25 protein-coding genes are annotated in these 26,008 nt (G+C 67.0%); 16 read left to right on the top strand and 9 right to left on the bottom strand.

Annotated features, from left to right (window positions below; translation table 11 throughout):
- Window positions 1-17: 17 nt before the first annotated feature.
- Together ACU18_RS02725 and ACU18_RS02720 are read right to left on the bottom strand one after the other, a co-directional pair.
- Window positions 18-947, bottom strand: coding sequence for a carbohydrate ABC transporter permease (locus ACU18_RS02725; protein WP_050684008.1), 930 nt, complete (start codon window positions 945-947; stop codon window positions 18-20).
- A gap of 13 nt (window positions 948-960) precedes the next feature.
- Window positions 961-1,893 (bottom strand): carbohydrate ABC transporter permease, encoded by a 933-nt coding sequence (locus ACU18_RS02720; RefSeq protein WP_050684007.1) that lies wholly within the window; start codon window positions 1,891-1,893, stop codon window positions 961-963.
- A 242-nt stretch (window positions 1,894-2,135) separates the two neighbouring features.
- Between ACU18_RS02720 and ACU18_RS02715 the strand changes: the two genes are divergently transcribed.
- From ACU18_RS02715 to ACU18_RS02690, 6 genes are all read left to right on the top strand, one after another.
- On the top strand, window positions 2,136-3,158 hold the full coding sequence (locus ACU18_RS02715; protein ID WP_050684006.1) for a LacI family DNA-binding transcriptional regulator: 1,023 nt from the start codon (window positions 2,136-2,138) through the stop codon (window positions 3,156-3,158).
- Between the two features lie 160 nt (window positions 3,159-3,318).
- On the top strand, window positions 3,319-3,654 hold the full coding sequence (locus tag ACU18_RS02710) for a hypothetical protein (protein ID WP_157370877.1): 336 nt from the start codon (window positions 3,319-3,321) through the stop codon (window positions 3,652-3,654).
- Window positions 3,654-5,231: a sensor histidine kinase gene (locus ACU18_RS02705; protein ID WP_082178146.1), complete on the top strand. Its 1,578-nt coding sequence runs from the start codon at window positions 3,654-3,656 to the stop codon at window positions 5,229-5,231. Before ACU18_RS02710 ends, ACU18_RS02705 begins: the two co-directional genes overlap by 1 nt.
- Window positions 5,216-5,875: a response regulator transcription factor gene (locus ACU18_RS02700; RefSeq protein WP_050684004.1), complete on the top strand. Its 660-nt coding sequence runs from the start codon at window positions 5,216-5,218 to the stop codon at window positions 5,873-5,875. Before ACU18_RS02705 ends, ACU18_RS02700 begins: the two co-directional genes overlap by 16 nt.
- Window positions 5,872-7,416 (top strand): SLC13 family permease, encoded by a 1,545-nt coding sequence (locus ACU18_RS02695; RefSeq protein ID WP_231685992.1) that lies wholly within the window; start codon window positions 5,872-5,874, stop codon window positions 7,414-7,416. The genes ACU18_RS02700 and ACU18_RS02695 overlap by 4 nt, the downstream gene beginning before the upstream one ends.
- A 20-nt stretch (window positions 7,417-7,436) precedes the next feature.
- A complete protein-coding gene (locus tag ACU18_RS02690) occupies window positions 7,437-8,636 on the top strand; it encodes a glycerate kinase family protein (protein WP_231685991.1) in 1,200 nt (399 codons plus the stop codon).
- Here ACU18_RS02690 and ACU18_RS02685 read toward each other — a convergent pair.
- The 5 genes from ACU18_RS02685 to acs form a co-directional block, all read right to left on the bottom strand.
- A complete protein-coding gene (locus ACU18_RS02685) occupies window positions 8,610-9,419 on the bottom strand; it encodes a DeoR/GlpR family DNA-binding transcription regulator (RefSeq protein ID WP_050684002.1) in 810 nt (269 codons plus the stop codon). The two genes, ACU18_RS02690 and ACU18_RS02685, sit on opposite strands and share 27 nt — an antisense overlap.
- A 58-nt stretch (window positions 9,420-9,477) precedes the next feature.
- A complete protein-coding gene (locus tag ACU18_RS02680) occupies window positions 9,478-10,389 on the bottom strand; it encodes a carbohydrate ABC transporter permease (RefSeq protein ID WP_050684001.1) in 912 nt (303 codons plus the stop codon).
- Window positions 10,386-11,357, bottom strand: coding sequence for a carbohydrate ABC transporter permease (locus ACU18_RS02675; protein ID WP_050684000.1), 972 nt, complete (start codon window positions 11,355-11,357; stop codon window positions 10,386-10,388). Before ACU18_RS02675 ends, ACU18_RS02680 begins: the two co-directional genes overlap by 4 nt.
- Window positions 11,358-11,420: 63 nt before the next feature.
- Entirely contained in the window at window positions 11,421-12,731 is a 1,311-nt protein-coding gene (locus ACU18_RS02670; RefSeq protein WP_050683999.1) for an ABC transporter substrate-binding protein, read from the bottom strand.
- A 206-nt stretch (window positions 12,732-12,937) separates the two neighbouring features.
- Complete coding sequence (gene acs / locus ACU18_RS02665) at window positions 12,938-14,935, bottom strand: acetate--CoA ligase (RefSeq protein ID WP_050683998.1); 1,998 nt, start codon at window positions 14,933-14,935, stop codon at window positions 12,938-12,940.
- Window positions 14,936-15,342: 407 nt separating this feature from the next.
- On the opposite strand from acs, the gene ACU18_RS02660 reads away from it, so the two are divergent.
- From ACU18_RS02660 to ACU18_RS02650, 3 genes are all read left to right on the top strand, one after another.
- Window positions 15,343-16,761 carry a hypothetical protein gene (locus tag ACU18_RS02660; protein WP_050683997.1) on the top strand — a complete coding sequence of 473 codons (1,419 nt, stop codon included), beginning with the start codon at window positions 15,343-15,345 and terminating at the stop codon, window positions 16,759-16,761.
- 71 nt (window positions 16,762-16,832) lie between these two features.
- A complete protein-coding gene (gene nth, locus ACU18_RS02655; RefSeq protein ID WP_050683996.1) occupies window positions 16,833-17,627 on the top strand; it encodes an endonuclease III in 795 nt (264 codons plus the stop codon).
- Window positions 17,624-18,301 (top strand): NUDIX hydrolase, encoded by a 678-nt coding sequence (locus tag ACU18_RS02650; protein ID WP_050683995.1) that lies wholly within the window; start codon window positions 17,624-17,626, stop codon window positions 18,299-18,301. The genes nth and ACU18_RS02650 overlap by 4 nt, the downstream gene beginning before the upstream one ends.
- 35 nt (window positions 18,302-18,336) lie before the next feature.
- Here ACU18_RS02650 and ACU18_RS02645 read toward each other — a convergent pair whose 3' ends face one another.
- Both ACU18_RS02645 and ACU18_RS02640 read right to left on the bottom strand, forming a co-directional pair.
- Window positions 18,337-18,528 carry a YegP family protein gene (locus tag ACU18_RS02645; RefSeq protein WP_050683994.1) on the bottom strand — a complete coding sequence of 64 codons (192 nt, stop codon included), beginning with the start codon at window positions 18,526-18,528 and terminating at the stop codon, window positions 18,337-18,339.
- Between the two features lie 150 nt (window positions 18,529-18,678).
- Window positions 18,679-20,397, bottom strand: coding sequence for a bifunctional 3'-5' exonuclease/DNA polymerase (locus tag ACU18_RS02640; protein WP_050683993.1), 1,719 nt, complete (start codon window positions 20,395-20,397; stop codon window positions 18,679-18,681).
- A 142-nt stretch (window positions 20,398-20,539) separates the two neighbouring features.
- Here ACU18_RS02640 and ssd point away from each other — a divergent pair, with 142 nt between their 5' ends.
- From ssd to ACU18_RS02605, 7 genes are all read left to right on the top strand, one after another.
- A complete protein-coding gene (gene ssd, locus ACU18_RS02635; RefSeq protein ID WP_331456809.1) occupies window positions 20,540-21,856 on the top strand; it encodes a septum site-determining protein Ssd in 1,317 nt (438 codons plus the stop codon).
- Window positions 21,857-21,936: 80 nt separating this feature from the next.
- Window positions 21,937-23,145 carry a TadA family conjugal transfer-associated ATPase gene (locus ACU18_RS02630; RefSeq protein ID WP_050684030.1) on the top strand — a complete coding sequence of 403 codons (1,209 nt, stop codon included), beginning with the start codon at window positions 21,937-21,939 and terminating at the stop codon, window positions 23,143-23,145.
- Window positions 23,145-23,927: a type II secretion system F family protein gene (locus ACU18_RS02625; RefSeq protein ID WP_050683992.1), complete on the top strand. Its 783-nt coding sequence runs from the start codon at window positions 23,145-23,147 to the stop codon at window positions 23,925-23,927. The genes ACU18_RS02630 and ACU18_RS02625 overlap by 1 nt, the downstream gene beginning before the upstream one ends.
- Window positions 23,924-24,529: a type II secretion system F family protein gene (locus tag ACU18_RS02620; protein ID WP_050683991.1), complete on the top strand. Its 606-nt coding sequence runs from the start codon at window positions 23,924-23,926 to the stop codon at window positions 24,527-24,529. Before ACU18_RS02625 ends, ACU18_RS02620 begins: the two co-directional genes overlap by 4 nt.
- 143 nt (window positions 24,530-24,672) lie before the next feature.
- Window positions 24,673-25,062, top strand: coding sequence for a DUF4244 domain-containing protein (locus tag ACU18_RS19515; protein WP_050683990.1), 390 nt, complete (start codon window positions 24,673-24,675; stop codon window positions 25,060-25,062).
- Window positions 25,062-25,466: a TadE family type IV pilus minor pilin gene (locus tag ACU18_RS02610; protein ID WP_050683989.1), complete on the top strand. Its 405-nt coding sequence runs from the start codon at window positions 25,062-25,064 to the stop codon at window positions 25,464-25,466. Before ACU18_RS19515 ends, ACU18_RS02610 begins: the two co-directional genes overlap by 1 nt.
- A 161-nt stretch (window positions 25,467-25,627) precedes the next feature.
- Window positions 25,628-26,005 (top strand): Rv3654c family TadE-like protein, encoded by a 378-nt coding sequence (locus tag ACU18_RS02605; RefSeq protein ID WP_050683988.1) that lies wholly within the window; start codon window positions 25,628-25,630, stop codon window positions 26,003-26,005.
- Window positions 26,006-26,008 lie beyond the last annotated feature (3 nt).

Genomic DNA, 26,008 nt, shown 5'->3' with positions numbered 1-26,008 from the left:
GCATGCCCGAGAAGGGGTTATTTGATGCCGGAAAAACCGATGGAATTCACGATCTTCTTGCCGAAGATGGCGAACAGGATGAGGACCGGAAGGGCCGAGACCAGGGTTGCGGCCATCAGTCCGGACCAGTCGGGGGCGCCTTGCGGCGACTGGGATTTGAAGACGCCGAGGCCCACGGTGAGGACCCGGACGGATTCGTCCTGGCCCACCAGCAGTGGCCAGAAGTATTCGTTCCACTGCCCGATGAAGGTGAGCAGGGCAAGTGTGGCGAGCGGGGCCGCGGCGTTGGGCAGGATGATCTGGAAGAAGATCCGAAGATGGCTGGCGCCGTCGAGCTTTGCTGCTTCCTCCACCTCCCGGGACATGTTCAGGAAGAACTGGCGGAGGAAGAAGATGGCGAACGGCGTCATAAAGATGTAGGGGAGCACCAGGCCGAGCATGGAGTTCAGCAGCCCCATGTTTTTGATCAGCAGGAAGTTGGGCAGCGCCGTGAAGATGGGCGGCACCATCATGGTGGCCAGGAAGAGGCTGAACACCACGTTCCGGCCGCGCCAGCGGAGCCGGGCGAAGGCGTAGGCGGCCATGGCGCTGAAGAACACGGCGCTGGCGGTGGTGATGGCGGCAAAAAGCACCGAGTTGCGCAGGTAAATCCAGAAATCGATCTGCGCGCCGGAACCGCCGTCTGCGATCGCTTCCTCGGGGCTTTGCAGGCCGAAGACCCGCTTGAAGGCGCCGAGGTTGAAGTCTGCCGGCAGAAGGTTGGAGGCGTTGGTGGCCAACGATCCGTTGGTGGACAGGGCGGTGCGCAGGACCCAGTAGAAGGGCAGGACGGAGACGGCCACGGCGATGGCCACGAGGACCCAGGCGCCGGATTTGCGCCAGTTGATCGGCCGACGGCGGCGGGTACTTTTGACGCGCGACGTTGCGGGTGCGTGTGTGGTGGTCATGGTGGTGGTGTCCTTAGTCCAGGTCCGATTCGTTGCCTTTGAGGAACTTCATCTGGATGAAGGCCACAATGGCGAGGATGGCGAAGAGGATGACGGCAAGTGCCGATCCGTAGCCGAAGTCCGATTCGGTGAACGCCTTTTGGTAGATGTAGAACTGCAGCACCCGGCTGGCGTTGACGGGGCCGCCCTGGGTGGTGACGGCCACGGTGTCGAAGACCTGGAAGGAACCGATGATGGTGACAATCAGGACCAGTGCCAGGACCGGGCGCAGCAGCGGCAGGGTGATTTTCCGGAACGTTTGCATGGGGGAGGCGCCGTCCAGGTTGGCCACTTCATAGAGGTGGCTGGGAATGGACTGCAGTCCGGCGAAGATCAGGAGTGCCGTGTAGCCCATGTGCCGCCAGGTATTGATGAGGGCCTGGGTGGGGATGGCCCATTCCGCGCTGCCGAAGAACGCGATCTTGGGCAGGCCGATGCTGTCGATCAGGAAGTTGACGATCCCGATCTGGTAATCGAGCAGCCAGAACCAGAGCAGGGCGGCGATCACGTTGGCCATGAGGTAGGGCAGCAGGAGCGCGCCCCGGATGATTGTTGACTTAGCCACCCGGTGCATCAGAAGGGCCAGGCCCAGGGCGAGTGCCGTCTGGAGCACGATGTTGATCAGGACGTACTGCGTGGTGACGCCGAGGGCGTTCCAGAAAAGCGGGTCCTTGGCGATGGCCTGGTAATTGGCGATGCCGATCCATTCCGGCTCACCCAGGATGCTGTATTCGGTGAAGCTGAGGTAGATGCCGCGGAGCGTGGGGACCAGGTAGAAGAGGACAAACCCGATCATGGCCGGCGCGATGAAGAACAGTGCGATCTTGACGTCGCCCCGTCCACGGCGCCGCCGTGTCCCGGACAAAACCTGCTCCGCTGGACTTGCGTTCCTGGTAAGGGTGGTCATCTTCGACCCTTCCTGCGTGTGATGGATGTAACAACTGGGGATGAATCTACACGAGTAGATACATAGTGGCAAGGAAAAGTTTCCTGCCTCAAAAGTCCATGCACAGGCTCGAATGCCTGGTATCAACTCGAGTAGATCACTCGGTTCCGCGCTGGTGCTGGCGGAAAGCGCTTCCACCGGCGGCAGCGTGCGCACCTGCGCCCCTGCCGCCGTCGTGCCCTGCGATGGCTAGCATGGACCCTATGACTTCCACCGCAACCCAGGCGCCGCGCAGCGGCCCGGTGACCCGCAAGGACGTGGCCCGGTACGCAGGGGTCAGCACGGCAGTGGTCAGCTACGTGGTGAACGGGGGCCCCAAACGGGTAGCTCCGGCCACCGAAGCCAAAGTCCAGGATGCCATCCGGGTCCTGGGCTACCGGCCCAACGCCGCGGCACGGGCCCTGAAACTGGGCTCCAGTGAGACGCTGGGCCTCATCATTCCTGACATCACCAACCCGTTTTTCTCCCTGTTCGCCCATGCCGTGGAAGACGCCGCGGCGGCGTTGGGCTATGCCCTGGTGCTGAGCAACTCGGACGGCAACGTTGCCAGGGAACGCAACAATGTCCGCAACCTGGCCGCACGCCAGGTTGATGGCGTACTGCTGGCCAGCGTGCTCTTCGAACCGGACCTGGCATCCCTGGAAACGGCAGATATCCCGTCTGTGCTGCTCAACCAGGAACGCGACGCACCTGGTTTCAACAGCATCGGCGTGGACCTGGCCGCGGGGGCCCGGATGGCTGTGGAGCACCTGATTGGCCACGGTCACACCAACATCGGCCTGGCTATGGGAACCAACGTCTCCGGCAGCAAGGACGGCCGTGAGCAGGGCTGGCGGGACGCCCTTCGGGACGCCGGGTTGCGGGAGGGCCCCATCACCTACAGCGAGTTCGACAGGTCAGGGGGATACGTTGCAGGACAGCGGCTGCTGGCATCGGTCAACCGGCCCACGGCCATCTTCGCCAGCTCCGACATGCAGGCCATTGGCATCCTGCGTGCGGTGCGGGAAGCCGGACTGGACGTTCCAGGGGACATTGCACTGGCGTGTTTTGACGGTTCGGTCGAGTCGGAATACTCCTGGCCGCCCCTGACCACAGTGGTGCAGCCCGTGACCGCCATGGCGGAAGCCGCGGTGGCCTCGCTGGTTGGCGCCGGCCGCGGCGAACCGCCCAGGCACCGTTTGTTTGCCACGGAGCTGAAGGTCCGCCAGTCCTGCGGCTGCCCGTGACAATGCCCGGGGCCGTCGCGCCCGATTAGTCCCTGGCCCTTGGTGGAGCCGGCAGGCTCCGGGCCCGCCCCACTGGACTGGGCCGCAGGATTCCGGGTTCATGAAGACATCTTCATGCACGCTTCATGCTGGCCTCATACGCCCCTGCAACGATAAACGCATGCAAATGATTCGACGCGTGCTTCTGATGGTGGCGGTACTGCTTGTCCCCGCGCTCCTGGCAGTGGCCGGCACCATGCTGGCGGCCCCGGCCGGTCCGCCCCAAGTGGACAGCAGGACGGTGGAAATGGGGGCCGGTCCGGACGGCAAGCCGGCCCCTGGCCTGGAGCCCACGCCCACACCTGATCCGGCGCCTCCGCAGGCACCCGCACCGCCGGCTCCGGAGCCTCCCGTGCCGGCTGCGCCCGAGGCGCCGGCCGTGCCACCCCAGCCCGTGCCGGTGGTCCCGCCGGTAGTGATCGATGACGATGACGATGACGACGTGGGGGACGACTGATGACGATTGTGGGCGAACCGACAGAGGCGCCGGCACCGGCGCAGCCAAGCCGGAAACCCCGCGGAAGTGCCGGCCGGGACCGGCAGGGTTCCAGCATTCCGGCCCGCTGGCGGATTGCCGCTTGGATCCTTCTGACCACCGCGCTGACCCTCCTTGCGGTGCTGCTGACCATCAGGTCGCTCCTGCTGAACGGCGCCCAGGCGCAGGCGCACCAGGAGATCAGCCAGGAACTTCAGGAATTCCGGGCGTTCGCCAAAGAAGGGGTGGATCCCACCACCGCGAAACCGTTCTCCTCGATTGAGAAGATGCTGGAAACCTACCTCAGCCGCCAGGCGGCCGGCCGGAATGAGGTCATTCTGGGCAGCGTGGGCCAGCGCATCCTTTACACCCCCACAGGGGCACTGGCGTCCCCGCCCGGCGGACACAGACTACCGCAGGACCAGACCATGCTGGACCGCATCCGTTCCGGCACCGCAGCGTCCGGCATCGAGCAGACCGCCGGCGGTGAGCTGCATTGGGCCAGGCTGCCTGTCACCTCGGGCGCCGACACGGGCTACCTCATTGTGGGCGACTACATGGCCCCGCGCCAGGCTGAAGTCAGCGGCACCATCTTCACCATCTTCTTCGTTTCCCTGGGTGGCCTGCTGGTCACCGCCGGCAGTGCCTGGCTGGTGGCCGGGCAGATCCTGTCCCCGGTCCGTGAAGTCCGGAGGGTGGCGGACGACATTTCCGAGACGGACCTCACCGCAAGGGTCCCGGTCCACGGCAAGGACGATATTGCAGCGCTCGCCGTCACCTTCAACACGATGCTGGACCGGCTGGAAACGGCCTACCGGACGCAGCGTGCATTTGTGGATGACGCGTCCCACGAGCTCCGCACACCCATCACCGTGATCCGCGGCCACCTGGAGCTGATGGAGGACAACGCCGTGGACCGGCAACGGACCCTGGCGCTGGTGGACGATGAACTGGCCCGCATGGGCCGGATCGTGTCCGACCTCCTGCTGCTGGCCAAAGTGGACCGGCCCGGCTTTATCCAGCTGCGGCGCCGCGAAACCGCCACCCTCCTCCTGGACATCGAAGCCAAAGCGCAGGTCCTGGGGGACCGGGGCTGGCCCATCCTGGAGATCGCCGAGGGGCCGGTGCTGCTGGACGCCCAGCGGATCACCCAGGCCGTGCTCCAACTGGCCACCAACGCGTGCCAGTACTCCCCGGCCGGCTCCGTGGTCAGCCTGGGCTCCCGGTTCGAAGGCGAAGGCAGCGGACGCCTCTTCACCGTTTGGGTTGCAGACCAGGGCAAGGGCGTCGACGCCGAAGAGGCCGCCCGCATCTTCGGCCGGTTCCACCGCGGGCACGCCGCCCACCAGACGGACAGGGCCCGACCCGGCGCAGGGCTGGGACTTGCCATTGTCCGGAGCATCGCCGAGGCGCACCACGGAACCGCATGGCTCCGCAGCACGCAGGGCGAAGGGGCCACCTTCGGGATCAGCATCCCGGCCCCGGACGGCACCGGAGTTACCGAAGACCAGGAAACACGCCACAACAACGAGGAGCAGGCCGCATGCGCAAGATCCTGATTGCCGAGGACGACCGGCGGATTTCAGACTTCATCGAACGTGGCCTGCGGGCAGCTTCATACACGTGCCTCACCGTTGATGATGGAGCCAGCGCCCTGCTGCTGGCCCGGTCCGGGGAGTTCGACATGCTCATCCTCGATATCGGGCTGCCCACCCTGAGCGGCTTCGAAGTCCTCGAACGGCTCCGCAGCGAAGGCTCCCGCACGCCGGTAATCGTCCTGACGGCCAGCGACTCGGTGGCGGACACCGTCTACGGGCTGGAAAGCGGCGCCAACGACTACATGACCAAACCGTTCCAGTTCGCCGAACTCCTGGCCCGGATCCGGCTGCGCCTCCAGGATGACAACGATCCCGTCCCGGTCCTGACCCTGACGCACGGCGACATGGTCCTGGACCTCCGCAGCCGGCGGGTCCACTGCGGCGACGACGTCGCTGACCTGACCGCCCGGGAGTTTTCCCTGCTGGAAGTCTTCCTCCGCCACCCTGGCCAGGTCCTCACCCGCGAGCAGCTGATTTCGCATGCCTGGGACATGGATTTCGATCCGGCGTCGAACGTGGTGGACGTCTACGTCCGCGCCCTGCGCGGCAAAGTGGGTGCGGCGCGGCTGGAAACGGTACGCGGCGCGGGATACCGGTTGCTGTGAGCGAGGTCTATTACGCAGCCGAACCGCGCACGGCACCCCGGCCTCCCGGGAAGGACAAGGGCAGCAAGCCTTTCGGCTTCCTTGGCGCCCCGGCGCTGATCGCCCTGGCCGCCGCGCTGGCCTGCATGGGTGCGCTCGCGGTCAACGCCGCCAACGGATGGGGCCTGGGCGTCCCGGCAGCTGCAACGCTTAGCATCTTCGTTGCCGCCGTCTGGTTCTGGATCTTCTCCCTAGTGGAGGACACCTACGTTGCCTTGGGTGCAGCCGTGGCGCTGGTCATCAGCGGCACCCTGCCTGCCCAGAGCCTGTTCGATGCGCTCGGCGAGGACTCCATCTGGCTCCTGATGGCCGCGTTCGTGATTGCAGGTGCTGTGGCCGCCACCGGATTGGCAGCCCGCGGCGCTGCGTTCATTGTTTCCGGCGCACGTTCCGTCCGGCAGTTGGCCTACCTGTCCAGCCTGGGCCTGGTGGTCACGGCGTTTGCCATCCCCGCCACCTCAGGCCGCGCGGCGCTTGCGCTGCCCATCTTCCTGTCCCTCCGGGCCGCCCTGAAGGACCGGCCCCGGGTGGTGCGGATGCTGGCGATCCTGTTTCCCACCGTCATCCTGCTCTCGGCAGTGGCCTCGTTCCTCGGCGCGGGAGCCCACCTGATCACCAGCCAGGTGCTGCAGTCTGCCGGGTTCCAGGGTTTCGATTTCGCGTCCTGGCTGCTGCTGGGCCTGCCGTTGGCCCTGGCCGCCTCCTTCCTGGCCACTGAACTGGTGCTCCGGCTCTTCACCGGCCCCGCGGACCGTGCCCTGCGCCTGGACATCAGCACGGACACCCTGCAGCACGGCACCGGCACCGGCACCGGGACCGGGACCCGGATCACCGGGCCACTGGACATCGACGAGCAACGTTCGCTGTTCCTGCTGGCCGCCGTGGTGACGCTGTGGTGCACCGAACCCATCCACGGATTGGACCCTGCCCTGGTGGCGCTGATGGGTGCCCTGGTAGTCAGCTCGCCCCGCTATGGTTCCGTGAAATTGGGAGCGGCCCTGAAAAAGGTGCCGTGGTCCATGCTGCTGTTCATGGCTGCCACGTTGGCGCTGGGGTCCGCCCTGGTGACGTCCGGCGCCGCCCACTGGCTGGCGCAGTCCACCCTGGGGCCGGTAGCGTTCCTCGGCGCGGCCAAGCCGTACGTTTTTGTGGTCGCAGTGGTGCTGATTTCCACTGCCGCGCACCTGGTGATCCAATCCCGGTCCGCCCGGTCTGCGGTGCTGATCCCCATTGTGATCGCCGCTGCAGGGCCGATGGGGGTGGAACCAATGGCGGCAGCATTCGCCTCCACCGCCGCCGCCGGGTTCTGCCACACCCTCACCAGTTCCGCCAAGCCGGTGGCGATCTTCGCCGAAACCAACGGTGAACCGAACTACGACCCGGCCGACCTCCTCCGGCTGTCAGCGTGGCTGGCCCCCGTGAGCGCCGCCGTCGTTATTCTCTTCAGCTTTACAGTGTGGCCCCTCCTGGGCCTGCCGCTGTTCACTCCCGCACAACCCTAGGTAAAGGTGCCCTCATGGTTATGTCAGTTCCCCAGCGAATCCTGGTTGCCCCGTCCGGTTTCAAGGAAAGCCTTGATGCCGTTGAAGTTGCCGCGGCCATTTCCGCCGGCATCAGGCGCGTTATCCCCGGAGTCCACATCACCGCCATTCCCATGGCCGACGGCGGTGAAGGCACAGCGGCAGCGCTGGCCGATGCCACCGGCGGCAAGATCATCCGGGCCAGGGTCACCGGACCGGTGGGCGCCGCCGTCGAATCGTATTTCGCAGTCCTGGGCGGATCGGACCGACCCACGGCAGTGGTGGAAATGGCAGCAGCCGCCGGCCTGCGGCTGGTTCCCGCCGATCTCCGCGATCCAGGGACCACCACAACGCGGGGGGTGGGGGAGCTGATTCTTGCCGCACTCGACCAGGGCGCCGAACGGATCGTGGTGGGCTGCGGGGACTCGGGAACGTCCGACGGCGGCGCCGGTGCCCTGCGTGCCCTGGGCGCCAGGATCCTGGGTGCGGACGGCGCGGAGATCGCCGAGGGCGGTGCGGCCCTGACCGGCGCAGAAGTCCTGGACCTCTCCGGCCTGGATCCGCGGCTGGCCGGGTGCACGATGGAACTTGCCCTGAACCCCTACAACGTTTTGTGCGGGCCCGGGGGAGTGGCCCGGGTGTTTGGGCCCCAGAAGGGTGCCGGGCCGGAGCAGGTTGAAGTGCTGTCCGCCGGGCTGGACCGCTGGGCCGCCCTGTTGTCCCGGACCACGGGGGTTTCCGAGGAGTACCTGCGGACCGGGCCGGGTACGGGCGCCTCCGGCGGGCTGGGTGCCGGCCTCGCCGCTGTGGGTGCCCGGCTGGTGCCCCGTTTTGACCTGTTGCTGGATTCCGGGCTGGCCGGGGTTGACCTGGACGCGGGCATCGCTGCCGCGGACCTGGTGGTTACCGCAGAGGGGGCCATCGACTTTCAGACACCACGGGGAAAGGTGCCCGCGGAAGTGGCCAAGCGCGCGCAACGCGCAGGCGTCCCCGTTCTCGCTTTTGCCGGTTCGATCGGCAGGAACGCCACCGACGTCCATGCGGCAGGCATCGACGCGATTGCCGGGATCATTCCCATTCCCATGGACCTGGACAGGGCTGTTGCCGAGGGCGCTGCCCTCCTGCAGGAAGCCACCGAACGGACGTTCAGGGTCCTGCTCCTGGGCTCCGCGATCTCATCCCGCCTTGGCAGCGCTGCCTGAGCCGGCGAGCCGCAGCCGGCCCACTTTTTCCTGCAGCACGCGCCGGGCTTCCGTGCCGAGCCCTGGATCGCTGATGATTTCATCCGCTTCCTCCAGGCCGGCGATGGTGCTCATGCCCTGGGTGCCCCACTTGGTGTGGTCGGCCACGACCACCACCTTGCGGGAGGCCGCCACAAATGCGCGGTCCGTTTCGGCCTCCAGCAGGTTGGGCGTGGTGAAGCCCGCGTCGGGGTCCATACCGTGGACGCCAAGGAACAGGATGTCCAGGTGCAGCTGTTTCAGCGCCCCGGTGGCGATGGGCCCCACCAGGGCGTCCGACGGCGTCCGCTCGCCTCCGATCAGAATCACCGTGGAGGCGTAACGGGCCGGGCCCGCTGCCGCGGAGTGGTGGAACAGGTCCGCGATGCGCACCGAGTTGGTCACCACGGTGATCCTGGGCCCGCCGGCCAGTTCCTTGGCCAGCGCCCACGTGGTGGTCCCGGCGCTAAGTCCCACCGCCATTCCCTCATGGACCAGCCCGGCAGCCTCCACGGCAATGGCCCGTTTTTCCGCTGTCAGCTGGGTGGACTTGAGCTCGAACCCCGGCTCATGGGTACTGGCATCCCCCGGAAGCTTTGCGCCGCCGTGGATCCGCTCCAGTTTCCCGACGTCTTCCAGCACCTCGATGTCCCGCCGGACCGTCATGAGCGAGACGCCCAGCTGCTGGGCGAGATCGGACACGCGGACCACCCGTTCTCGCTGGACGGCGTCCACGATGGCCTGGTGGCGTGCTGCGGGGAGCATGGGGTTCCTTTCGGGCTGCGGGTGGGGAAGTGCTTTCCCCGTTACCTTCCATCTTGGTCTACCCCTTGCTGGAACCGAGAGTCAGCCCCGCAACAAAGTGCCGCTGGAGCACGAGGTAGATCACCAGCGTGGGGATGACGGTGATAACGGCGCCGGCGGCCAGCAGGTTGTAGTTGTTCAGGAACTGGCCCTGCAGGTTGTTGATGGCCGTGGTGATCGGGAGCCGATTGCCGCTTTGGATGAACAGCAGCGGCCAGAAGTAGTCGTTGTAGATAAAGATGACCTGCAGGGTGCCCAGGGCGGCGAACGCAGGCCGGCAAAGCGGCATGATGATTTCGCGGTACTGTCGCCAGATGCCGGCACCGTCCACCAGGGCAGCCTCGGTAAGGTCGGCGGACAGGGCCTTCATGTAGTTGGACAGCACAAAGGTGCAGAACCCCATCTGGACCGCAGTGTTGACGGCAATCACCACAATGTAGGTGTTGAGCATGTTGCCCGAATCGCTGAACGAATACGGCACCTCGAAATGTTTGGCCATTTCGAACAACGGCGCTGCCAGGACCTGCGGCGGGAGCAGGTTGCCGGCGGTGAACATGATGAGCAGCGTGATGTTGAACTTCCAGCTGACCCGGCTGACGGCGAACGCCATGAGCGAGGCGAAGAAGAGCGTCAGCAGCACGGCCGGAACGGTGATGATCACCGAGTTCAGGAAGTAGGTGGAGAAGCCGCCCTGGGTCCAGGCCTGGATGAAGTTGTCGAAGTTGAAGGCTCCGGCCAGGCTGAAGTAGCCGTGCTCGTTGGTGGAGGCCACCGGCCGGAGGGCGGTGAAAACGGACCAGCCCAGCGGAACCAGCCACATGATGGCCAGGACCGTCAGGAAGATGTGCGTTCCGTAGTGGCGTTTGGCCCGGTTGCCGGACCGGCCGGCAGCGCCCTGGCGCGTGGTGGCGCGGGTTGCGGTGGTGCTCATTCTTTGCTCTCCTTGCCGAAGGTGCGGCTGAGGTAGAAAACGATGGGGACGAGGGAGATGACCAGGAGAACCACTGCCAATGCAGAGCCCACGCCGATCACCTGGCCTTCACCCACCAGGTTCTGGATTACCAGCGCGCTGAGCATTTCCAGGCCGTTGGTGCCGCGGTTGATCACGTAGACCACGTCGAACGCGCGCAGCGATTCGATGATGGTGATGACCACAATGACGATGTTGATGGGGCGCATGGCGGGGAACACCACGCGGAAGAACGTCTGGTACGCGTTGGCGCCGTCAATGGAGGCGGCTTCCTTGAGGCTGGGGTCCACGCCTTTGAGCCCGGCCAGGTACAGGAGCATCACGTAGCCGGCGTGGCGCCAGGTGGCGGCGATCATGGCGGCCCAGATGTTCACCGATGAATCCCCGAACCAGTCCACTGCCTGCGGGGTGCCGGCCGTTCCGAGCAGGAAGTTCAGCAGCCCGTTGTCCCGCTGGTAGAAGAGCTGCCAGATGATGCCGATCAGGGCCAGCGACAGCATGACGGGGGCGAAGAAGATGCTTTGGTAGATCTTGCTGCCGCGGATGTTCTGGTCCAGGAGGACAGCCAGGAGCAGGCCCAGCGGGGTGGCCACCAGCGCCAGGAAGCACAGCCACAGCAGGTTGTGCTGGACTGCCGGCCAGAACGGCGGGTAGTCCTGGGTGATGTATTGGTAGTTGTCGACGCCGGCGGGCCGGATATTGCCCAGGTCCAGGCCGTTCCAGCGGGTGAAGCTCAGCCCCACGGACATCAGCATGGGCAGCCACACCAGCATCAGTTCGATCAGGGTGGGGATGCCCACCATCAGGGACAGGACCACTTTGTCCCGGGTGGAGAGCCGGCGGACGCGCCCGCTTTTGGTCCTGCGTGCAGGAGCCCCGGACGGCTCCCGGGATTCCGGCGGAATCAGTTCTCGTGCTGTGGTGCTCATGGAAGTCTTCCCTCTGTCTGTCAGGTGCACGCCGGCAACCGGACCCGGTTGCCGGCGGTGGAACTACTGGGCGGCGTAGAGGGTCTTGGCCTGGGCCTCGAGGTTCTTGACGTCCATGGAACCGTCTTTGATGAAGGCCTGCAGGGCAGGGATCATCACGTTGTTCGCCATGGCCGGGAGGGCATCCCGGTCAAAAAACTGGCTGATGTACTTCGCATCGGCGATGGTGTCGGCGCATTTTTTGTTCAGCGGCGAGAACTTGGACGTATCCGTGCCCTTGGCGGTGGCGATGTTGGACGCATCCACGGCGGCGTAGGCGTCCTGGGCCTCGGCGGTGCCGAGGAACGCCATGAAGTCGCGGGCGGTCTGGTTCTCGCCGCCCTTCTTGGACAGCAGCAAACCGTCGATGGGGGCTTCGACGGCGTCGCGGCCTTCCATGGCGATCTCCGGGAACGCGAAGAAATCGATGTCGGCCAGGACAGCCGGGTCGGTGAACTGCTGGGTCACGAAGGAGCCCAGCAGGTACATTCCCGTCTTTTTGGCTTCCAGGGCCTTGGCGGCGTCCTGCCAGGTCTGGCCCAGTGCTGCCGGATCCTGGAAGGGGAGCAGTTCGGCCCACGTTTCGAAGACGGAGCTGACCTTGGGCTGGTCCCAGGATTCCTTGTGGGCACAGAGGTCCACATGGAACTGGTAGCCGTTGAGCCGCATGTTCATGTAGTCGAACGTGCCCATGGCGGGCCAGCCGTCCTTGTCAGCGAAGCCGATGGGAATGATCCCGTCCGCCTTCATTTTGGTGGCCAGCGCCTTGAGTGCATCAAAGGTCTCGGGGACCTCGTAGCCCTTCTCGGTCCAGAGGCTCTTCCGATAGAAGAACCCCCACGGGTAGTTGTAGTTGGGGATGAAGTACATCTTGCCGTCAGGTCCGGTGGAGGCCTTCTTCAGGGCGTCGGAGTAGTTGGCCCCGACACTCTCCCAAACATCATCGATGGGGGCCAGCAGGCCCTTTTCGGCGTAGTACTGCATGCGGTAGCCGGCGAACCAGGTGAACGTGTCGTCCGGGGAACCCTGCAGGTAGGAGTTGATCTTGTTCTGGAAATCGTTGTGCGGCACGGTGTTGATGGTGACGGCCTTGCTGTTCTTGGCCGTGAAGGCGTCGGCGACGGCCTGGTAGGCCCGCTTGGGCACATCGTCCGAGGAGCCGGAGCCGAACGTCAAACCGGAGGAGCTGCTGCCCGATGCGGAGGGGCCGCTGCCGCCGGTGCATGCTGCCAGGAACGGGATACCGGCAAGTCCGGCTGCACCGACCCCGACCGTTTTGAGGATGGTCCGCCTGCTGGGAAAAGCAGCCGCCGACGCATCAAACTTTGAAGCCATGTTCTCTCCCTTGAAAAATAGCCGTGTGTGAGACACCTCACACGACCTGACTATAACCTCTCAAAAGCGAACATGGAAGCACGGGAAATAACACTTTGGCGTCGGGAAATTTTTGAATCGTCACAAAAGGCAGCGGCCCCTTGATCGCCGTCCTGACGGGGATCAAGGGGCCGCTGTGGCGGCCCGCCGGCGCCATGCTGCGGGTGTTACTTTTTGAGTGAAGCTGCGATCTGCTGCATCACCGTGTTGTCCGCCAGGGTGGTGGCGTCCCCCGGGTCGCGGCCTTCGGCAACGTCCTTGAGGAGTCGCCGCATGATTTTTCCGGAGCGGGTTTTGGGCAGCTCCGGGACCACCAGGATGTTCTTCGGTTTGGCGATCGGACCGATTTCCTTGCCCACGTGGTTCCGCAACTCCTGGACCGTGGCGTCGCCGTCGTCCACGGCATCCCCGCGGAGGATGACAAACGCAACAACGGCCTGGCCTGTGGTCTCGTCAGCGGCACCCACCACGGCTGCCTCGGCAACAGCGGGGTGCGAGACCAGGGCAGATTCGATCTCGGTAGTGGAAAGCCGGTGGCCGGAGACGTTCATGACGTCATCCACGCGGCCCAGGAGCCAGATGTCGCCGTCCTCGTCCTTTTTGGCGCCGTCCCCGGCGAAGTACATGGTCTCGAAACGGGACCAGTAGGTTTCCTTGAAGCGTTCGGGGTCGCCCCAGATGCCACGCAGCATGGCCGGCCAGGGTTCGCGGATCACCAGGAAGCCGCCGTGTCCGTTCGGGACCGACTGGCCCATCTCGTCCACCACGTCCACGGCGATGCCGGGCAGCGGAACCTGGGCGGAGCCGGGCTTCGCGGCCGTGACTCCCGGGAGCGGGGCGATCATCTGGGCGCCCGTCTCGGTCTGCCACCAGGTATCCACGATGGGGGTCCGGTCCCCGCCGATGACCTTCCGGTACCACATCCATGCCTCGGGGTTGATGGATTCCCCCACGGACCCCAGGAGCCGGAGGGAAGACAAGTCGTACTTGTCCGGGATGTCCCGGCCCCACTTCATGAACGTGCGGATGGCCGTGGGCGCCGTGTAGAGGATGGAGACCTTGTACTTCTCCACGATTTCCCACCAGCGGCCCTGGTGCGGGGAATCGGGGGTGCCTTCATACATCACCTGCGTGGCGCCGTTGATGAGCGGGGCGTAGGCGACATAGGAATGCCCGGTGACCCAGCCGACGTCGGCCGTGCACCAGTACACGTCCGTTTCCGGATGCAGGTCGAACACCGCCCGGTGCGTGTAGGCGGTCTGGGTCAGGTAGCCGCCGGTGGTGTGGAGGATGCCTTTGGGCTTGCCCGTGGTGCCGGAGGTGTAAAGGATAAACAGCGGGTGCTCGGAATCATGGCCCACCGCGGTGTGCTCGGTGGATGCCGTTTCCACGGTGTCCGCCCACCACTGGTCCCGGCCTTCGTGCCAGTCCACGTCCTGGCCGTTGCGCTTGACCACCACCACGTTCTGCACGGTGTGGCCATCGGCGGCGAGGGCCTGGTCCACTGCCGTCTTCAAGGCGCTGGGCTTGCCGCGGCGGTACGTGCCGTCCGCGGTGACCACCAGTTTTGCTTCGGCGTCATCGATCCGGGAGCGGAGCGCATCCGCCGAGAAGCCGCCGAACACCACCGAGTGGACGGCCCCGATCCGGGCGCAGGCCAGCAGGGTGATGACGGCTTCCGGGATCATGGGGAGGTACACGGCCACCCTGTCGCCCTTGGCCACACCCAGGGACTCGAAGGCGTTGGCGGCCTTCTTTACTTCCTCGGTGAGCTGCGCGTAGGTGTAGGTGCGGGTGTCGCCGGGTTCGCCCTCAAAATAGATGGCAACGCGATCGCCCAGGCCGTTTTCCACGTGCCGGTCCAGCGCGTTGTAGGCGGCGTTGACTTCGCCTCCCACGAACCACTTCGCGAACGGCGGGTTGGACCAGTCCAGGGCCTCGGTGAAGTCCTTGTCCCAGGTGAGCAGTTCACGGGCCTTCCTGGCCCAGAACGCGGGCCGGTCCGCTGCGGCATCCTCGTATTCCTGCGCGGAGACCACGGCGCCGGCGGCGAACTCCGGGCTGGGCGGGAAGGTGCGGGTCTCGTGCAGCAGGTTTTCGAAAGCATCGCCCTGTTGCTGGCCTGCCGGAGCGGTGGCCGTGGAGCTTGGAGTGTCCTGGGACATGTGAACCTCATCATTCATCGATCTTTGCTGCGCGGGACACCGGGCAGGCCGGGTCCGGCCGTTGCGCGGCACTGGGCACGGGCCAGTCACGGGCATCCCGCAAAGAGCTGTTCCGGAATCAAGCGTAATGCTTGATGCCGGGCCCTGTGTGCCGTGTCACAGCCCGGCCCGCGAGCGGCAGCCATTAAGCGGTGAATGGTGTTGGCGGCGAATTTTTTTGGCATCCGTGGCGGCGCGTGGCCAGCTAGTGAACAGGTGGGCTGTTGGCTAGGCTGAGATGGAATCGTGACTTTACTGCAGTGCGCTTCGGCGGGGCCCTGCCAGGGCCCGCCGCTGCGGATCCGCTGCCACGACGGCGCCATCTGGGTTCCCCCGGACCCTGGCGCCGCCACGCTAAGGAGAGACAAATGAACCAGCAGAGCTTCGGCCAAAAGACCGGCCCCGAGACGAAAGCAGGGCCCGGCGCAGGTCCAGCGGGCAGCGCAGCGCCCGGTGGGCAGACCGGAAACCCGTCCGGTACGGTCAACCCGGTGGCCGGCAAGGACGCCAACCAGGCAGTGACGGGTCCGTTCACCGTCCGGGACCTCGCTGTCTTTGCTGCCACGCTGGTCATGTTCGTCGCCTCACTGCTGCCAATATTCGGCGGCTTGAACCTGTGGAACCTGAACAACCTCTTTTTCCTGGGCCTGGGCATCGTCCTTCCGCTGGGCGTCAGCGCGCTTTTCGCCTCCCGCCGGTTGGCGCCAACCACCAGGATCCGGGTGGGCTCGCTGTCCATCGACCAGTTCGCATCCGTGGTGGCCTCCTTTGCGGTGGCCTTCTTCTTCCTGGCCGCAGCCAGCAGCTACGCCCCGGTGTTCCTTGTGGGCCTGATCGGCGCCTTGATCCTTTTTGCCGCCACGGTGCTGGGCCGGTTCCTGCCGTACATCTCCGCTGACTTCAAGGGCCGCGCCGAAGCGCCCGCCCACGTGGTGGCCCGCGAGGCCGCCGTGCCGGTTCAGAAGCCCCGCACCCCCAAGGCCCCGAAGCCTGAGGCCGTCACCAAAACGGGCACCGGTTCGACCACCGCAGGCGCCACCCCGGCCGGTTCCACCACGCCGGGCCTGGGTGGAAAAGTGTTTGGTGGGTCCGGCTCGGGTTCGTCCGCTGTACCGGCTGCCGGATCCAGCAATGGTCCTGCCGCGGCGGCTGCGGCCGGTGCCGCCGCGCCCGCTGCGCCCGCTGCCTCCACCGGTGCAACTGCCGGCAGCATCGGCGCCTCGTCCGCCGCAGCAGCGGGATCCGCCGCATCCGTCCCCTCCGCATCCGGTACCGCCGCGCAGGCCGGACGCACCTCCGGTGACTCAGGACCCGCGACCCAGGCCGCCGACGTCGTCCGCCCCGCAGCTGCCACCGCAGACGAACCCCACCATCACGGTTCTGCTGCCGCCAACGCGTCCGCGGCCCCCGCCACCGGCGTACTTCCGGCCAGCACGCCGGCCGCCGCCGGTTCGTCCGCCCCCGGGGACCCGGCCGGGCAGCGCACGGAGCCGCCGGCAGCCACCGCAGTGCATCAGCAGGTCCGCCGCGATGAGCCCATCGGCGCCACCGTGGATCCCGCGAACCGGCCCGAAGAGCAGGACGACCAGCCTGCCCACGAGGCCTTCTGGTTCGCCGTGGCCCAGCACCGCACCGCGTTCGATCCCCGTTCCGGCGAACCGGCATTTGTGATCGAACCCGGCGGCTGGGTCCTGGCCCTGGAGGACCGAGGGAACGAGTTCCTGGTCCAGCACACCGACGGCCGGCTGGGTATCCTTCGCGACCTCAGCAACATCGAGCGCGGCTAACTTCCATGGCCGCGCCCCGGGTTGCGAAAACACCGGCGGCGGTTCCGCCAGCCGCAGGGCAAGCCACCGGGATGCCGGTGGTTTCGTCCGAGTCGGTGCTTGCCCTGAAACGGCGGGCGCGGCGCATCAACAGGGCACTGGCGGAGAAGTATCCGTACGCCCATGCCGAACTCGACTTCCGCAATCCGTTTGAGCTGCTGGTGGCCACCGTGCTGTCCGCGCAAACCACCGACGTGATGGTCAACCAGATCACGCCGCTGCTCTTTAACCGGTTCCCGGACCCCCAGGCCATGGCGGAGGCCGAAGCCGAAGAGCTTGAAGCCATCATCAAGCCCACCGGATTCTTCCGGGCCAAGGCACGGAACCTCCTGGCCCTTGCCACCCGGCTGGTGGACGAATACGACGGCGTGGTCCCCGGCCGCCTTGATGCGTTGGTGACCCTCCCCGGGGTGGGCCGGAAGACGGCAAACGTGGTGTTGGGCAACGCGTTCGGTGTTCCGGGGATCACGGTGGACACGCACTTCGGCCGGCTGTCCCGGCGGTTCGGGTGGACGCAGTCCGAGGATCCTGTGCGGATCGAATCGGACGTGGCGGAGCTCTTCGAACCCAAGGACTGGACCATGCTGTCCCACCGCGTGGTGTTCCACGGCCGCCGCGTCTGCCACTCCCGGAAGCCTGCCTGCGGGGCCTGCCCGGTCGCCAACTGGTGCCCCAGTTACGGCCTGGGCGAGATGGATCCGGTCAAGGCAGCCAAGCTCCTGAAATATGAGCTGGCGCCCGGCAGTGAGGCACTGCTGGAACGGTTGCTGGCGGAGACGGGCAATGCTGCCGAAATCCGGATGGAATCCCAGAGAAGGAACCCTTGAGCGCCCGCAACGACCTGATGGATCTTGCCAGGCGGGTTGCCGGCGGCACAAACCCCGCACCGGATCCGCGGTGGGCTGCACTGACAGTTGATGCGCAGACCGCCCGCGAAGCCGCGGTGCTGATGCTGTTCGGACAGTTGGACGATGTTCCGGCCGTATCCGGCAAGCCCTTGGCGCCGGCAGACCTCGATGTGCTGTTGCTGGAGCGGGCCCACACCCTGGGCTCCCATCCGGGGCAGGTTGCCTTCCCCGGCGGCGGCCTGGACGCGGGGGAATCAGCGGTGGCGGCGGCACTGCGGGAAGCCGAGGAGGAAACGGGACTGGACCCGGACGGCGTCGAAGTGCTGGGTACCCTGCAGCAGCTCGGACTGGCGTACAGCAACTTCCTGGTGACGCCCGTGCTGGGCTGGTGGCAGGCACCCTCGCCCGTGCACGTCGTTGACTACGGCGAGTCAGCCCAGGTTTTCCGGGTACCGGTGCGCGACCTGCTGGACCCGGACAACCGCGCCATGGCCACCGTGCACCGTGCAGGCCGGACCTTCGACAGCCCGGCGTTTGTGGTTAACGGGGTGGTGGTGTGGGGTTTCACCGGCATTGTCCTGAGCGGGCTCTTTGACCAGCTTGGCTGGGCCGTCCCGTGGGACCATGACCGGCTGCACCCGATGGACGGGTGACGGCTGGTTCCCCGGCCGGCTTGTTCCGGTACCGGTCAGGCCTGCTGCTGGCGCAGGTCCACCACAATTCCGGTGGCTGCATTTTCCCGCATGGCCTTGACGCCGTCCCGGAGCGTAGCCAGGGACTTGAAGTTCGGTGAGACGGCCACCGTATTGCCCTCTGCGTCGGTGAGCCGCAGCCTGTACGAGTTGTCGCCAACCCGGTGAATTTCGAATCTGCCAGCCATCGACCGGACCTCCTGTGTGCGTCATTGCATACGTCATCGCAGCACCGGTCTGCATCAGTCGCCAGTACAAACTGTAGTGGGCGTCACAGTGCCCGTCGAGCTACCGCCCGGTAGGTTACTCCGGGTTCCGTAGCATCCGGCGCGTGTTGACTACTTGGCGTTGTCGTAGGAGTCCACCACGGCTACGCTGACCGGAAATTCCACCGGAATCCGGCCGAACAGCAGCTCCTTGGCGGCGCTGGCGGCGTCCTCGATGGCCTGGATGCACGCCCCCACCGCCGCTTCCGGTGCGTGGACCATCACTTCGTCGTGCAGGAAAAAGACGAGTTCCGCCCCGGCCGCACCGTCCGCCCGGATGGTGCGCAGCCGCCGTCGTAATTCCGCGAGCCAGCACGCCGCCCAATCCGCGGCGGAGCCCTGGACCACAAAATTCCGGGTGAACCGCCCTCGTGAACGGGCAATGGACTCGGCGCGGCGCTGTTCCTCGGCGGTGGTGGACTGCTGGCTCCGGTACCACAGGGGAGATGGTGGCGGGCTGCTTCGGCCCAGCCGGGTGGTGACGGTTCCGCCCGCTTCACCTGAACGGGCGGCGCGTTCCACAAAGTCCACAGCGCGCGGATACGTCCGGGCGAGCTGCGGCATCAGCCGGCCGGCCTCCCCGGAGGTGGCCCCGTACATGGCCCCCAGCAGGGCCATTTTGGCTTTGGCGCGGTCGCCGCCGAAACCCTTGGCCGCGATCCCGGCATACAGGTCCTGGTCCCGGGCGGCCTCGGCCATCACCGTGTCCTGGGCCAGGGCCACCAGGACCCGGGGTTCAAGCTGCGAGGCGTCAGCAACGATCAGCTTGTGGCCCGGATTGGCGTGGACGGCGCCTCGGACCTGGCGCGGAATCTGCAGGGCGCCGCCGCCCCGTGAGGCCCAGCGGCCCGACACCACACCGCCCACCACGTATTCGGGCCGGAACCGGCCGCCGGCAACCCAGGCGTCCAGCCAGGCCCAGCCGTTCGCCGAATGCAGCCGGGAAAGCTTTTTGTATTCCAGCAAGGGGCCGATGGCGGGATGGTTGGATTCCTTCAGTTCCCATTGCCGGGTGCTTTTGACCTCGATGCCGCTGCGGTGCAGGGCGCGCATCAGCTCCTGCGGTGAATCGGGGTTCAAACCGGGAGCGTTCAGCAGCCCGCGCAGTTCGCCGGCCAGCTGTTCGAGCTTTACGGGGCGGCGGCCGGCGGCAGGGCGCGGGCCGAGGTAGCCTGCCAGCAGATCCTCGTGCAGGTCCTCCCGCCACGGAACACCCGCGTGCTGCATTTCGGCGGCGATCATGGCCGCCGCGGATTCGGCAGCAAGCAGCAGGAAAAGCCGGTTGCGCCGGTTATCCTCCGTGCCGGCCTGCGCCAGGGTGTCCTGTTGGGCCGCGTATTCCAGCCGCAGCTCATCAGGCGTGAATCGTGGCGTGGCATTGGTGCCGGGGTCCTCGAACAGGGCGCCCTGGTCTGCCGGGGGAGGAGGCGGCAGTAACGCTTTGGGCGGGAGAAGGGTGTCCTCGGCGGGCGTCCGGTCGGCACTTTTCGCATACGCCGTGTGGGCGGTGAACTCCGAGAAAGCCAGGATGTTGCCGCACAAGGACAAGTCGTAGCAGCGTTCCAGCTCCACCCCTGCACCGAGAAGCGCCGGGTACCAGTCCTGGGTGCGGTGCCAGATCCAGCGGGGCGCCTGCCCGCCCGGTGTGTTGTTTTCCAGGCCGCGGACGACGGCGGCCAGTTCCGCTGCGGGGATCAGCTGCGGTTCCGGATTGGCTGGCAGTGGATCGCCTGCCTGGGTGAGCTCCTGCAGTGACGCGCCGTTGGGGTGGGCGGCGAGCAGCAGGTACATGCTCCAATTGTGCCCTGTCCGGCGGGGGTTCCTGATCGGTGGCTCGGGTTGGGGCGCGGGTGGCCGGCGCTGCGGCGCGGGTTTTCCACATAGGGGCAGGGGCACCTGCCGGGTGTGTGCATTTCGGTGGAAAGTGGCAGTCATGAGCAAGCACCAGTTGGGTCCGCCCCACCCGGGATCAGGGACTTCGGAACTTCCCACCACAGGCGGCAGCGTTGACGCGTCCGGCGCCCACGTTCGGATGGCACCCGCTGGACCTGCTGGATCTGGCGAACCTGCCGAGACCGCCGCACGACGGTCCGCAGCGTCGGGTTCGGCCGGATTTTTTGGGACCAGCCTCCGGGGCCGGACCCGCTCCCGTCCACAGGACAGCGATGAGCCGGCGGGTGTGTGGCTGCCCGGGGAAGCAGGGGAGGTACTGCTTTTCACCGGATCCGGCTTTCTGCGGGCGGAAGTGGAGCGGATCGCTGCAGCAGCGGGCGCCCATCTTCGGATCGCAGCGGATTCAGGAGAGGCCGCGCGCTACTGGGACCAGGTGCACTCGGTACTCGTGGGAAGCGATATCAGGGCGCTGCCGCCGCGGCGCAGGGCGCCAGCCGTCGTCATCGGGCTGGACGGGGAAGGCGACAGCCTCTGGCACCTGGCCGCGGCCTTGGGGGCCGAGCGTGTTGCCGTCCTTCCGGATGCTGCCGCCTGGCTTGCCGGCCATCTCAGCCGGGCGCGGGCCCCGGGACCCGGCGGTTTGGTCCTCGGGGTGACAGGAGGCTGCGGCGGGGCCGGGGCAACCACCGCCGCCATCTGGATTGCGCAGGCGGCAGCAGCCCTGGGGGCAAGGGTGCTGCTGGTGGATGGCGATCCGTGGGGTGGCGGGCTGGAACTCGCCCTTGCGGCCGAGGAATCGCCGGGCCTCCGCTGGCCTGATCTTGCCGAGGCGCGCGGCAGCATCGACTCCGCCCAACTGGCGGACGCGCTGCCCGTCTGCGGAGGTTTCGCGTTCCTGTCCTGGCCCGCCAGCCGGGAGCAACCAGTGTCTGTGCCACCGGCAACCACGGCGGGTGTTTTGGAAGCGGCCCGCCGGGGCTACGAATTGGTGGTGGTGGACATCGGCCGGGGCTCCGGTCCGTTGCGGACTTTCGCCTGGGACTGCGACCGCATCATGGTGGTGGTCCCGGCCCAGCTGAAAGCGGCCGTGGCTGCTGTCCGGTTGCTTCACGAACTGCCACCAGTGGAGGCTTCGCTATTGATCCGGAGCCGGCGCGGGGCAGACCTGGACGCGTTGCAGATCTCCGATGCCGTGGGGCTCCCGGCGCACGGCCGGTTACCGGACGTGCGCGGCGTGGCTGCGGCAACCGAGTCGGGCCGGCTTCTGGGCCTGGGCAGGCGTCGCCGCGTCAGGGCCTTTACGGCCGCGGTTTTGGATGGCCTGGGCGACGGCCTGCCCGGTGAGGAAGGACCGTGAGGGAACGGGCCGAGCCTTGGGGAGGGGAGGAGGGAGGCGACCGCGATGCAGTGCAGGCGCGCCGAGCCTGGTCGGGCGGAATAACCGGCCGCCGGGCCGGGACTCCTTCTGCAGGCAGGCAGGACGCCGGTCCATCGGTGGATTCCGGCCTGCTCGAATCGGTCCGTGCTTCCGTCATGGCGGATCCCGGGGCTGTCACACCATCCCGTGTGGCTGCGGCGGTGCAGGCCACCGGCAGGTTGCTGGGAACTGCCGGCGCGCTGGCCGCCGTCGAACGGATCAGCGCGGAGCTGAACGGGCTGGGCCCGCTGCAGGAGCTGACCCGTGATCCCGCAGTCACCGACATCTTTGTGAACGGTCCCGGGTCGGTCTGGGTGGATCGGGGGCAGGGTGTTGAACGGGTACGGGTGTACTTCGATGGAGAGGCGCAGGTCCGGGCACTGGCGTGCCGGATGGTGGCTGCTGGTGGCAGGCGGTTGGATGACGGCTCACCCTGCGTGGATGTGCGGCTGCCGGGCGGCTACCGGATCCACGCGGTCCTGCCGCCCGTGTCCACTGCCGGCACGCTGCTCAGTATCCGGATCCGCAGGGAGCGGGTGTTCAGTATGGCTGAACTACGGCTGGCAGGCATGTTTGACGGGCTCCTGCAGGACGTACTTGAGGCAGTGGTGCGGAACCGGCTGAACTTCCTCATCAGCGGCGCGACCGGGTCAGGCAAAACCACGCTGCTGGCCACACTGCTGGGGCTTTGCGCTCCGGCTGAGCGGCTGGTGCTCATCGAAGATGCATCGGAGCTGAATCCCGTGCATCCCCACGTTGTGTCCCTGGAGTCGCGCCACGGGAACGTTGAGGGCGGCGGCATGGTTGATCTGGGCGAGCTGGTGCGCCAGGCACTTCGGATGCGCCCCGACAGGCTGGTGGTGGGCGAGTGCCGCGGGGCGGAAGTCCGGGACCTGCTGGCGGCGATGAATACCGGGCACAGCGGCGCTGGGGGGACCATTCACGCGAACGCTGCGGCCGCCATCCCGGCCCGGCTCACGGCCTTGGGAGCACTGGCCGGGCTGAGCCCGGAAGGAGTGCGGCTGCAGGCCAACAGCGCCCTGGATGTGGTCATCCATCTTGACCGGACTGCCCTGGGGAGGGCAGTGACGTGCGTGGGGATCATCGGAGCAGGGCCGGCCGGACTCATGGTGACGCCAGCCCTGCGGCTGGAAGGCGGCCGGACGGTGCGGGGCCCGGGATGGGCTGTCCTCGCCGGACGGCTGGAGCTGGATCAGGAGTTCGTGTGATGGAACTGGCCCTCGCCGTCCTGCTCTTCCTTGCTGCAGCACTGACCCTGCGGCCGCCAAATGGAGCGAGGGCGAGGATCCGCCGTGTCCGGCAAACCGGGCCCCGGCTTGCCGCATACCCGCCAGGCCCGGTGGTCAGGGTTGGCTCCGGCTTGCGGTGGCCGCCGGGCCGCAGCCAGTCGATGCAGTCCCCGTCCATGACCTTGCTGGTCCAGCAGCTGGCAGCCCTGCTGAAAGGAGGACGCGCCCCCGCGCGCATCTGGGACGAACTGTCCAAGGTCCAGGACAGCAGCGGCGGACGGGGGCGTGGGAACTTGTCGGCAGGCTCAACAGCCATGGTGGCTGCGGCGCATGCCGCGGCTTTGGACGGCATGCCCGTGTCCGCGGCGCTCCGCCGGGCACTGCCGAAGGTGTTTCCCCGGCAGGGGAGCGAAACCCGGATCTGGTGGAACCTGGCTGCGTGCCTGGACATTGCCGAAGCGAGCGGCTGTCCTCTGGCCGACGTCCTCACCAGGTTCGCGGCGCAACTGGAAGCCGAAGACGACGCAGAAGCCGCACGGCACACGGCGCTGGCCAGCCCAAAGGCCACAGTCAGCCTGCTCACGTGGCTCCCCGTCCTGGGGCTTGGCCTTGGCTCGGCGCTGGGAGTCGATCCCTTGTCTGTCCTCCTGCAGACACCGTTGGGGCTGGGTACGTTGGCTGCCGGCCTCGGCCTTACCGTCGCTGGAAGGCTATGGTCCGCACGGCTGGTGGCGGCTGCCGCCGGTGCTGGACAGCCATGAGTGGCGAAGCTCCCGCGCTGGCACTTTTTGCCGTGCTCGCAGTAGCGGCCTGGATTGGTGTGTCCGGAAACGGGCGGTCAAGGCGTTGGATCCGGAACTGGCCGCCACCTGGAACTGTTGATGGGGACAGCGGGGCGCGCCGCAGGGGTCCCCCCGGTGGCGTCGAAGGGCTGGCGGACACAGCCATGATCCTGGAGCTGGTGGCGGCCATGCTCGAAGCGGGAGCCGGGATCGGGCGCGCCCTTGAGCTGGTGGCCGCCTCAGCAGACCCGATGTATTTCCAGGCCCTGCGCCCGGTGGTCGCAGCCCTTGCAATGGGCGCCGACTGGGGGACCGCATGGGGGAGTACGGGCGTCCGGCCCCAAGGAATCCTGGACCTGCAGGAGGCCCTCGGATTCGCCGCCCTGACCGGGGCGCCGTCGTCGGCCATTCTCTATGCCCAGGCGGCCAGGCTGCGGCGGGAACGCTTCCGGGCGGCGGAAAAACGCGCCGCGACCCTGGGCGTCAAGCTTGTTCTCCCGCTGGGGTTGTGCTCCCTGCCGGCCTTCATTTGCCTCGGTGTCGTTCCGGTGCTGCTGGCACTGCTGCCATCCGGTGCCTGAGCGGACGCCGCTGTCCCGTCCTCCACAGAGTCGGGCCGCGGCAGGTTATCCACTTAGCCCGATTGCCTCCTTTCAGCAGCACGCCTGCCCCTGAAGACTCGATGGGAGCCGGTCATCCGACCGGCAACACGGAAGGAAAGCACATGGCCATGAACCATCGCCACCCACATTCCAACGCTTCCGATGCCAATGGCGGCCCGCCGCCCGGAGCAAGGGAGAGACGGCGCGGAAAGCTCTTCAGGGGTTCCGGGGAGGAGCCGGCCCGGGCCGATCTTCCGGAGAATGTGGTGGAGCTGTATCCGGGTGCCAGCCTGACACGCCACACGCTGATGAGTGGTCCCCGGCTACGCACTGCCCGGATGCGACAGCGCTGCGGCAATGCTTTTGCCCAGGCCGGAATGGCCACAGCGGAGTACGCCATAGCCACCCTGGCCGCCGTCGGCTTCGCCGGCCTGCTGGTGTTCATTCTCCGCAGCGATGAAGTCCGGGGTTTTTTGCTGAACCTGATCCGGACGGCATTGGCGCTTCCGTGATGGTCCGCGGGGCTGCAGTTGGCGGGTGCAGGGACCGCTCCGGGGGCAGTGTCACGGCCGAGTTCGCCGTCACGCTGCCGGCCGTGGTTGCCTTGCTGTCCATGTTGCTTGCGGGTGCGGCGGCAGGAATTACCCAGCTGCGGCTGGAGGCGGGCGCCAGGGCCGGGGCCCGCGCACTGGCCCGCGGCGATGGACCGGACACGGTCCGCGGGACAGTAGCCGCCCTGGCTGGGCCCTCAGCGTCAACGTCCGTATCGTCCCAGGGCGGCTGGTTGGGAGTAAAAGTCACGGACCGGGTGGGTGGCACCTTGGGCGGGATCATCCCGTGGACCCTTACAGCCACTGCCTCGGCACAGAGCGAGCGTGGGGTGCCCGACGTCACTGGGACCTGGCCGGGCCCCTGACTGCCCACCGGGTAATGATCGGGTTCCGCACGGTCGGGAAGATGAGAGCTGCACCAAGGCAGGCGGACACCGCGTCCGTGCGGCGTGGAAGCAACGCCGGCAGCAGTCAACAAAGCCCCCAGGAGGGGCCTTGGAGGAAGAAAACCTGTTCAGGAGGTGGCATGCCGACGGTAAAGAAACGGGCTCATCCAACGGATGAGCGCAGGGAGCGCGGCTCGGGGACGGTGCTGGCCTTGGGGCTTGCGGTTGTGGTTATGCTTGCCACCGCGCTGGTCCTCCTCTTGGCCCAGTCTGCGGTGCTGGCCAGCCGTGCAGCGGCCGCAGCCGATCTGGCAGCGCTCGCAGCCGCGGACGCCCACCGCGGAATTACGGCGGGGGACCCGTGCGCGGCGGCGTCCATGGTTGCGGCGCGCCATGCCGCCGCGCTGCTGAGCTGTTTACCGCGCTCCGACCTGTCGGTGGAGGTTCGGACGGAAATGATCCGGCGGACCCTGCTGGGTCCGGCAACGGGCCATGCCAGAGCCGGTCCGCCGCCGTGACCG

This window comes from Arthrobacter sp. ZBG10, from assembly GCF_001238605.1.
In the GTDB taxonomy this organism is placed as follows: Bacteria; Actinomycetota; Actinomycetes; order Actinomycetales; family Micrococcaceae; genus Arthrobacter.
The sequence above is the reverse complement of the archived record's forward strand: the minus strand, read 5'-3'. Positions and strand labels throughout refer to the sequence as shown.

What these genes read in the sequence shown, in the direction of transcription:
- ACU18_RS02725 (WP_050684008.1), bottom strand. Translation starts at nt 947, where the DNA reads ATGACCACCACACACGCACCCGCAACGTCGCGCGTCAAAAGTACCCGC.
- ACU18_RS02720 (WP_050684007.1), bottom strand. Translation starts at nt 1,893, where the DNA reads ATGACCACCCTTACCAGGAACGCAAGTCCAGCGGAGCAGGTTTTGTCC.
- ACU18_RS02715 (WP_050684006.1), top strand. Translation starts at nt 2,136, where the DNA reads ATGACTTCCACCGCAACCCAGGCGCCGCGCAGCGGCCCGGTGACCCGC.
- ACU18_RS02710 (WP_157370877.1), top strand. Translation starts at nt 3,319, where the DNA reads ATGCAAATGATTCGACGCGTGCTTCTGATGGTGGCGGTACTGCTTGTC.
- ACU18_RS02705 (WP_082178146.1), top strand. Translation starts at nt 3,654, where the DNA reads ATGACGATTGTGGGCGAACCGACAGAGGCGCCGGCACCGGCGCAGCCA.
- ACU18_RS02700 (WP_050684004.1), top strand. Translation starts at nt 5,216, where the DNA reads ATGCGCAAGATCCTGATTGCCGAGGACGACCGGCGGATTTCAGACTTC.
- ACU18_RS02690 (WP_231685991.1), top strand. Translation starts at nt 7,437, where the DNA reads ATGTCAGTTCCCCAGCGAATCCTGGTTGCCCCGTCCGGTTTCAAGGAA.
- ACU18_RS02685 (WP_050684002.1), bottom strand. Translation starts at nt 9,419, where the DNA reads ATGCTCCCCGCAGCACGCCACCAGGCCATCGTGGACGCCGTCCAGCGA.
- ACU18_RS02680 (WP_050684001.1), bottom strand. Translation starts at nt 10,389, where the DNA reads ATGAGCACCACCGCAACCCGCGCCACCACGCGCCAGGGCGCTGCCGGC.
- ACU18_RS02675 (WP_050684000.1), bottom strand. Translation starts at nt 11,357, where the DNA reads ATGAGCACCACAGCACGAGAACTGATTCCGCCGGAATCCCGGGAGCCG.
- ACU18_RS02670 (WP_050683999.1), bottom strand. Translation starts at nt 12,731, where the DNA reads ATGGCTTCAAAGTTTGATGCGTCGGCGGCTGCTTTTCCCAGCAGGCGG.
- acs (WP_050683998.1), bottom strand. Translation starts at nt 14,935, where the DNA reads ATGTCCCAGGACACTCCAAGCTCCACGGCCACCGCTCCGGCAGGCCAG.
- ACU18_RS02660 (WP_050683997.1), top strand. Translation starts at nt 15,343, where the DNA reads ATGAACCAGCAGAGCTTCGGCCAAAAGACCGGCCCCGAGACGAAAGCA.
- nth (WP_050683996.1), top strand. Translation starts at nt 16,833, where the DNA reads ATGCCGGTGGTTTCGTCCGAGTCGGTGCTTGCCCTGAAACGGCGGGCG.
- ACU18_RS02645 (WP_050683994.1), bottom strand. Translation starts at nt 18,528, where the DNA reads ATGGCTGGCAGATTCGAAATTCACCGGGTTGGCGACAACTCGTACAGG.
- ACU18_RS02640 (WP_050683993.1), bottom strand. Translation starts at nt 20,397, where the DNA reads ATGTACCTGCTGCTCGCCGCCCACCCCAACGGCGCGTCACTGCAGGAG.
- ssd (WP_331456809.1), top strand. Translation starts at nt 20,540, where the DNA reads ATGAGCAAGCACCAGTTGGGTCCGCCCCACCCGGGATCAGGGACTTCG.
- ACU18_RS02625 (WP_050683992.1), top strand. Translation starts at nt 23,145, where the DNA reads ATGGAACTGGCCCTCGCCGTCCTGCTCTTCCTTGCTGCAGCACTGACC.
- ACU18_RS02620 (WP_050683991.1), top strand. Translation starts at nt 23,924, where the DNA reads ATGAGTGGCGAAGCTCCCGCGCTGGCACTTTTTGCCGTGCTCGCAGTA.
- ACU18_RS19515 (WP_050683990.1), top strand. Translation starts at nt 24,673, where the DNA reads ATGGCCATGAACCATCGCCACCCACATTCCAACGCTTCCGATGCCAAT.
- ACU18_RS02610 (WP_050683989.1), top strand. Translation starts at nt 25,062, where the DNA reads ATGGTCCGCGGGGCTGCAGTTGGCGGGTGCAGGGACCGCTCCGGGGGC.
- ACU18_RS02605 (WP_050683988.1), top strand. Translation starts at nt 25,628, where the DNA reads ATGCCGACGGTAAAGAAACGGGCTCATCCAACGGATGAGCGCAGGGAG.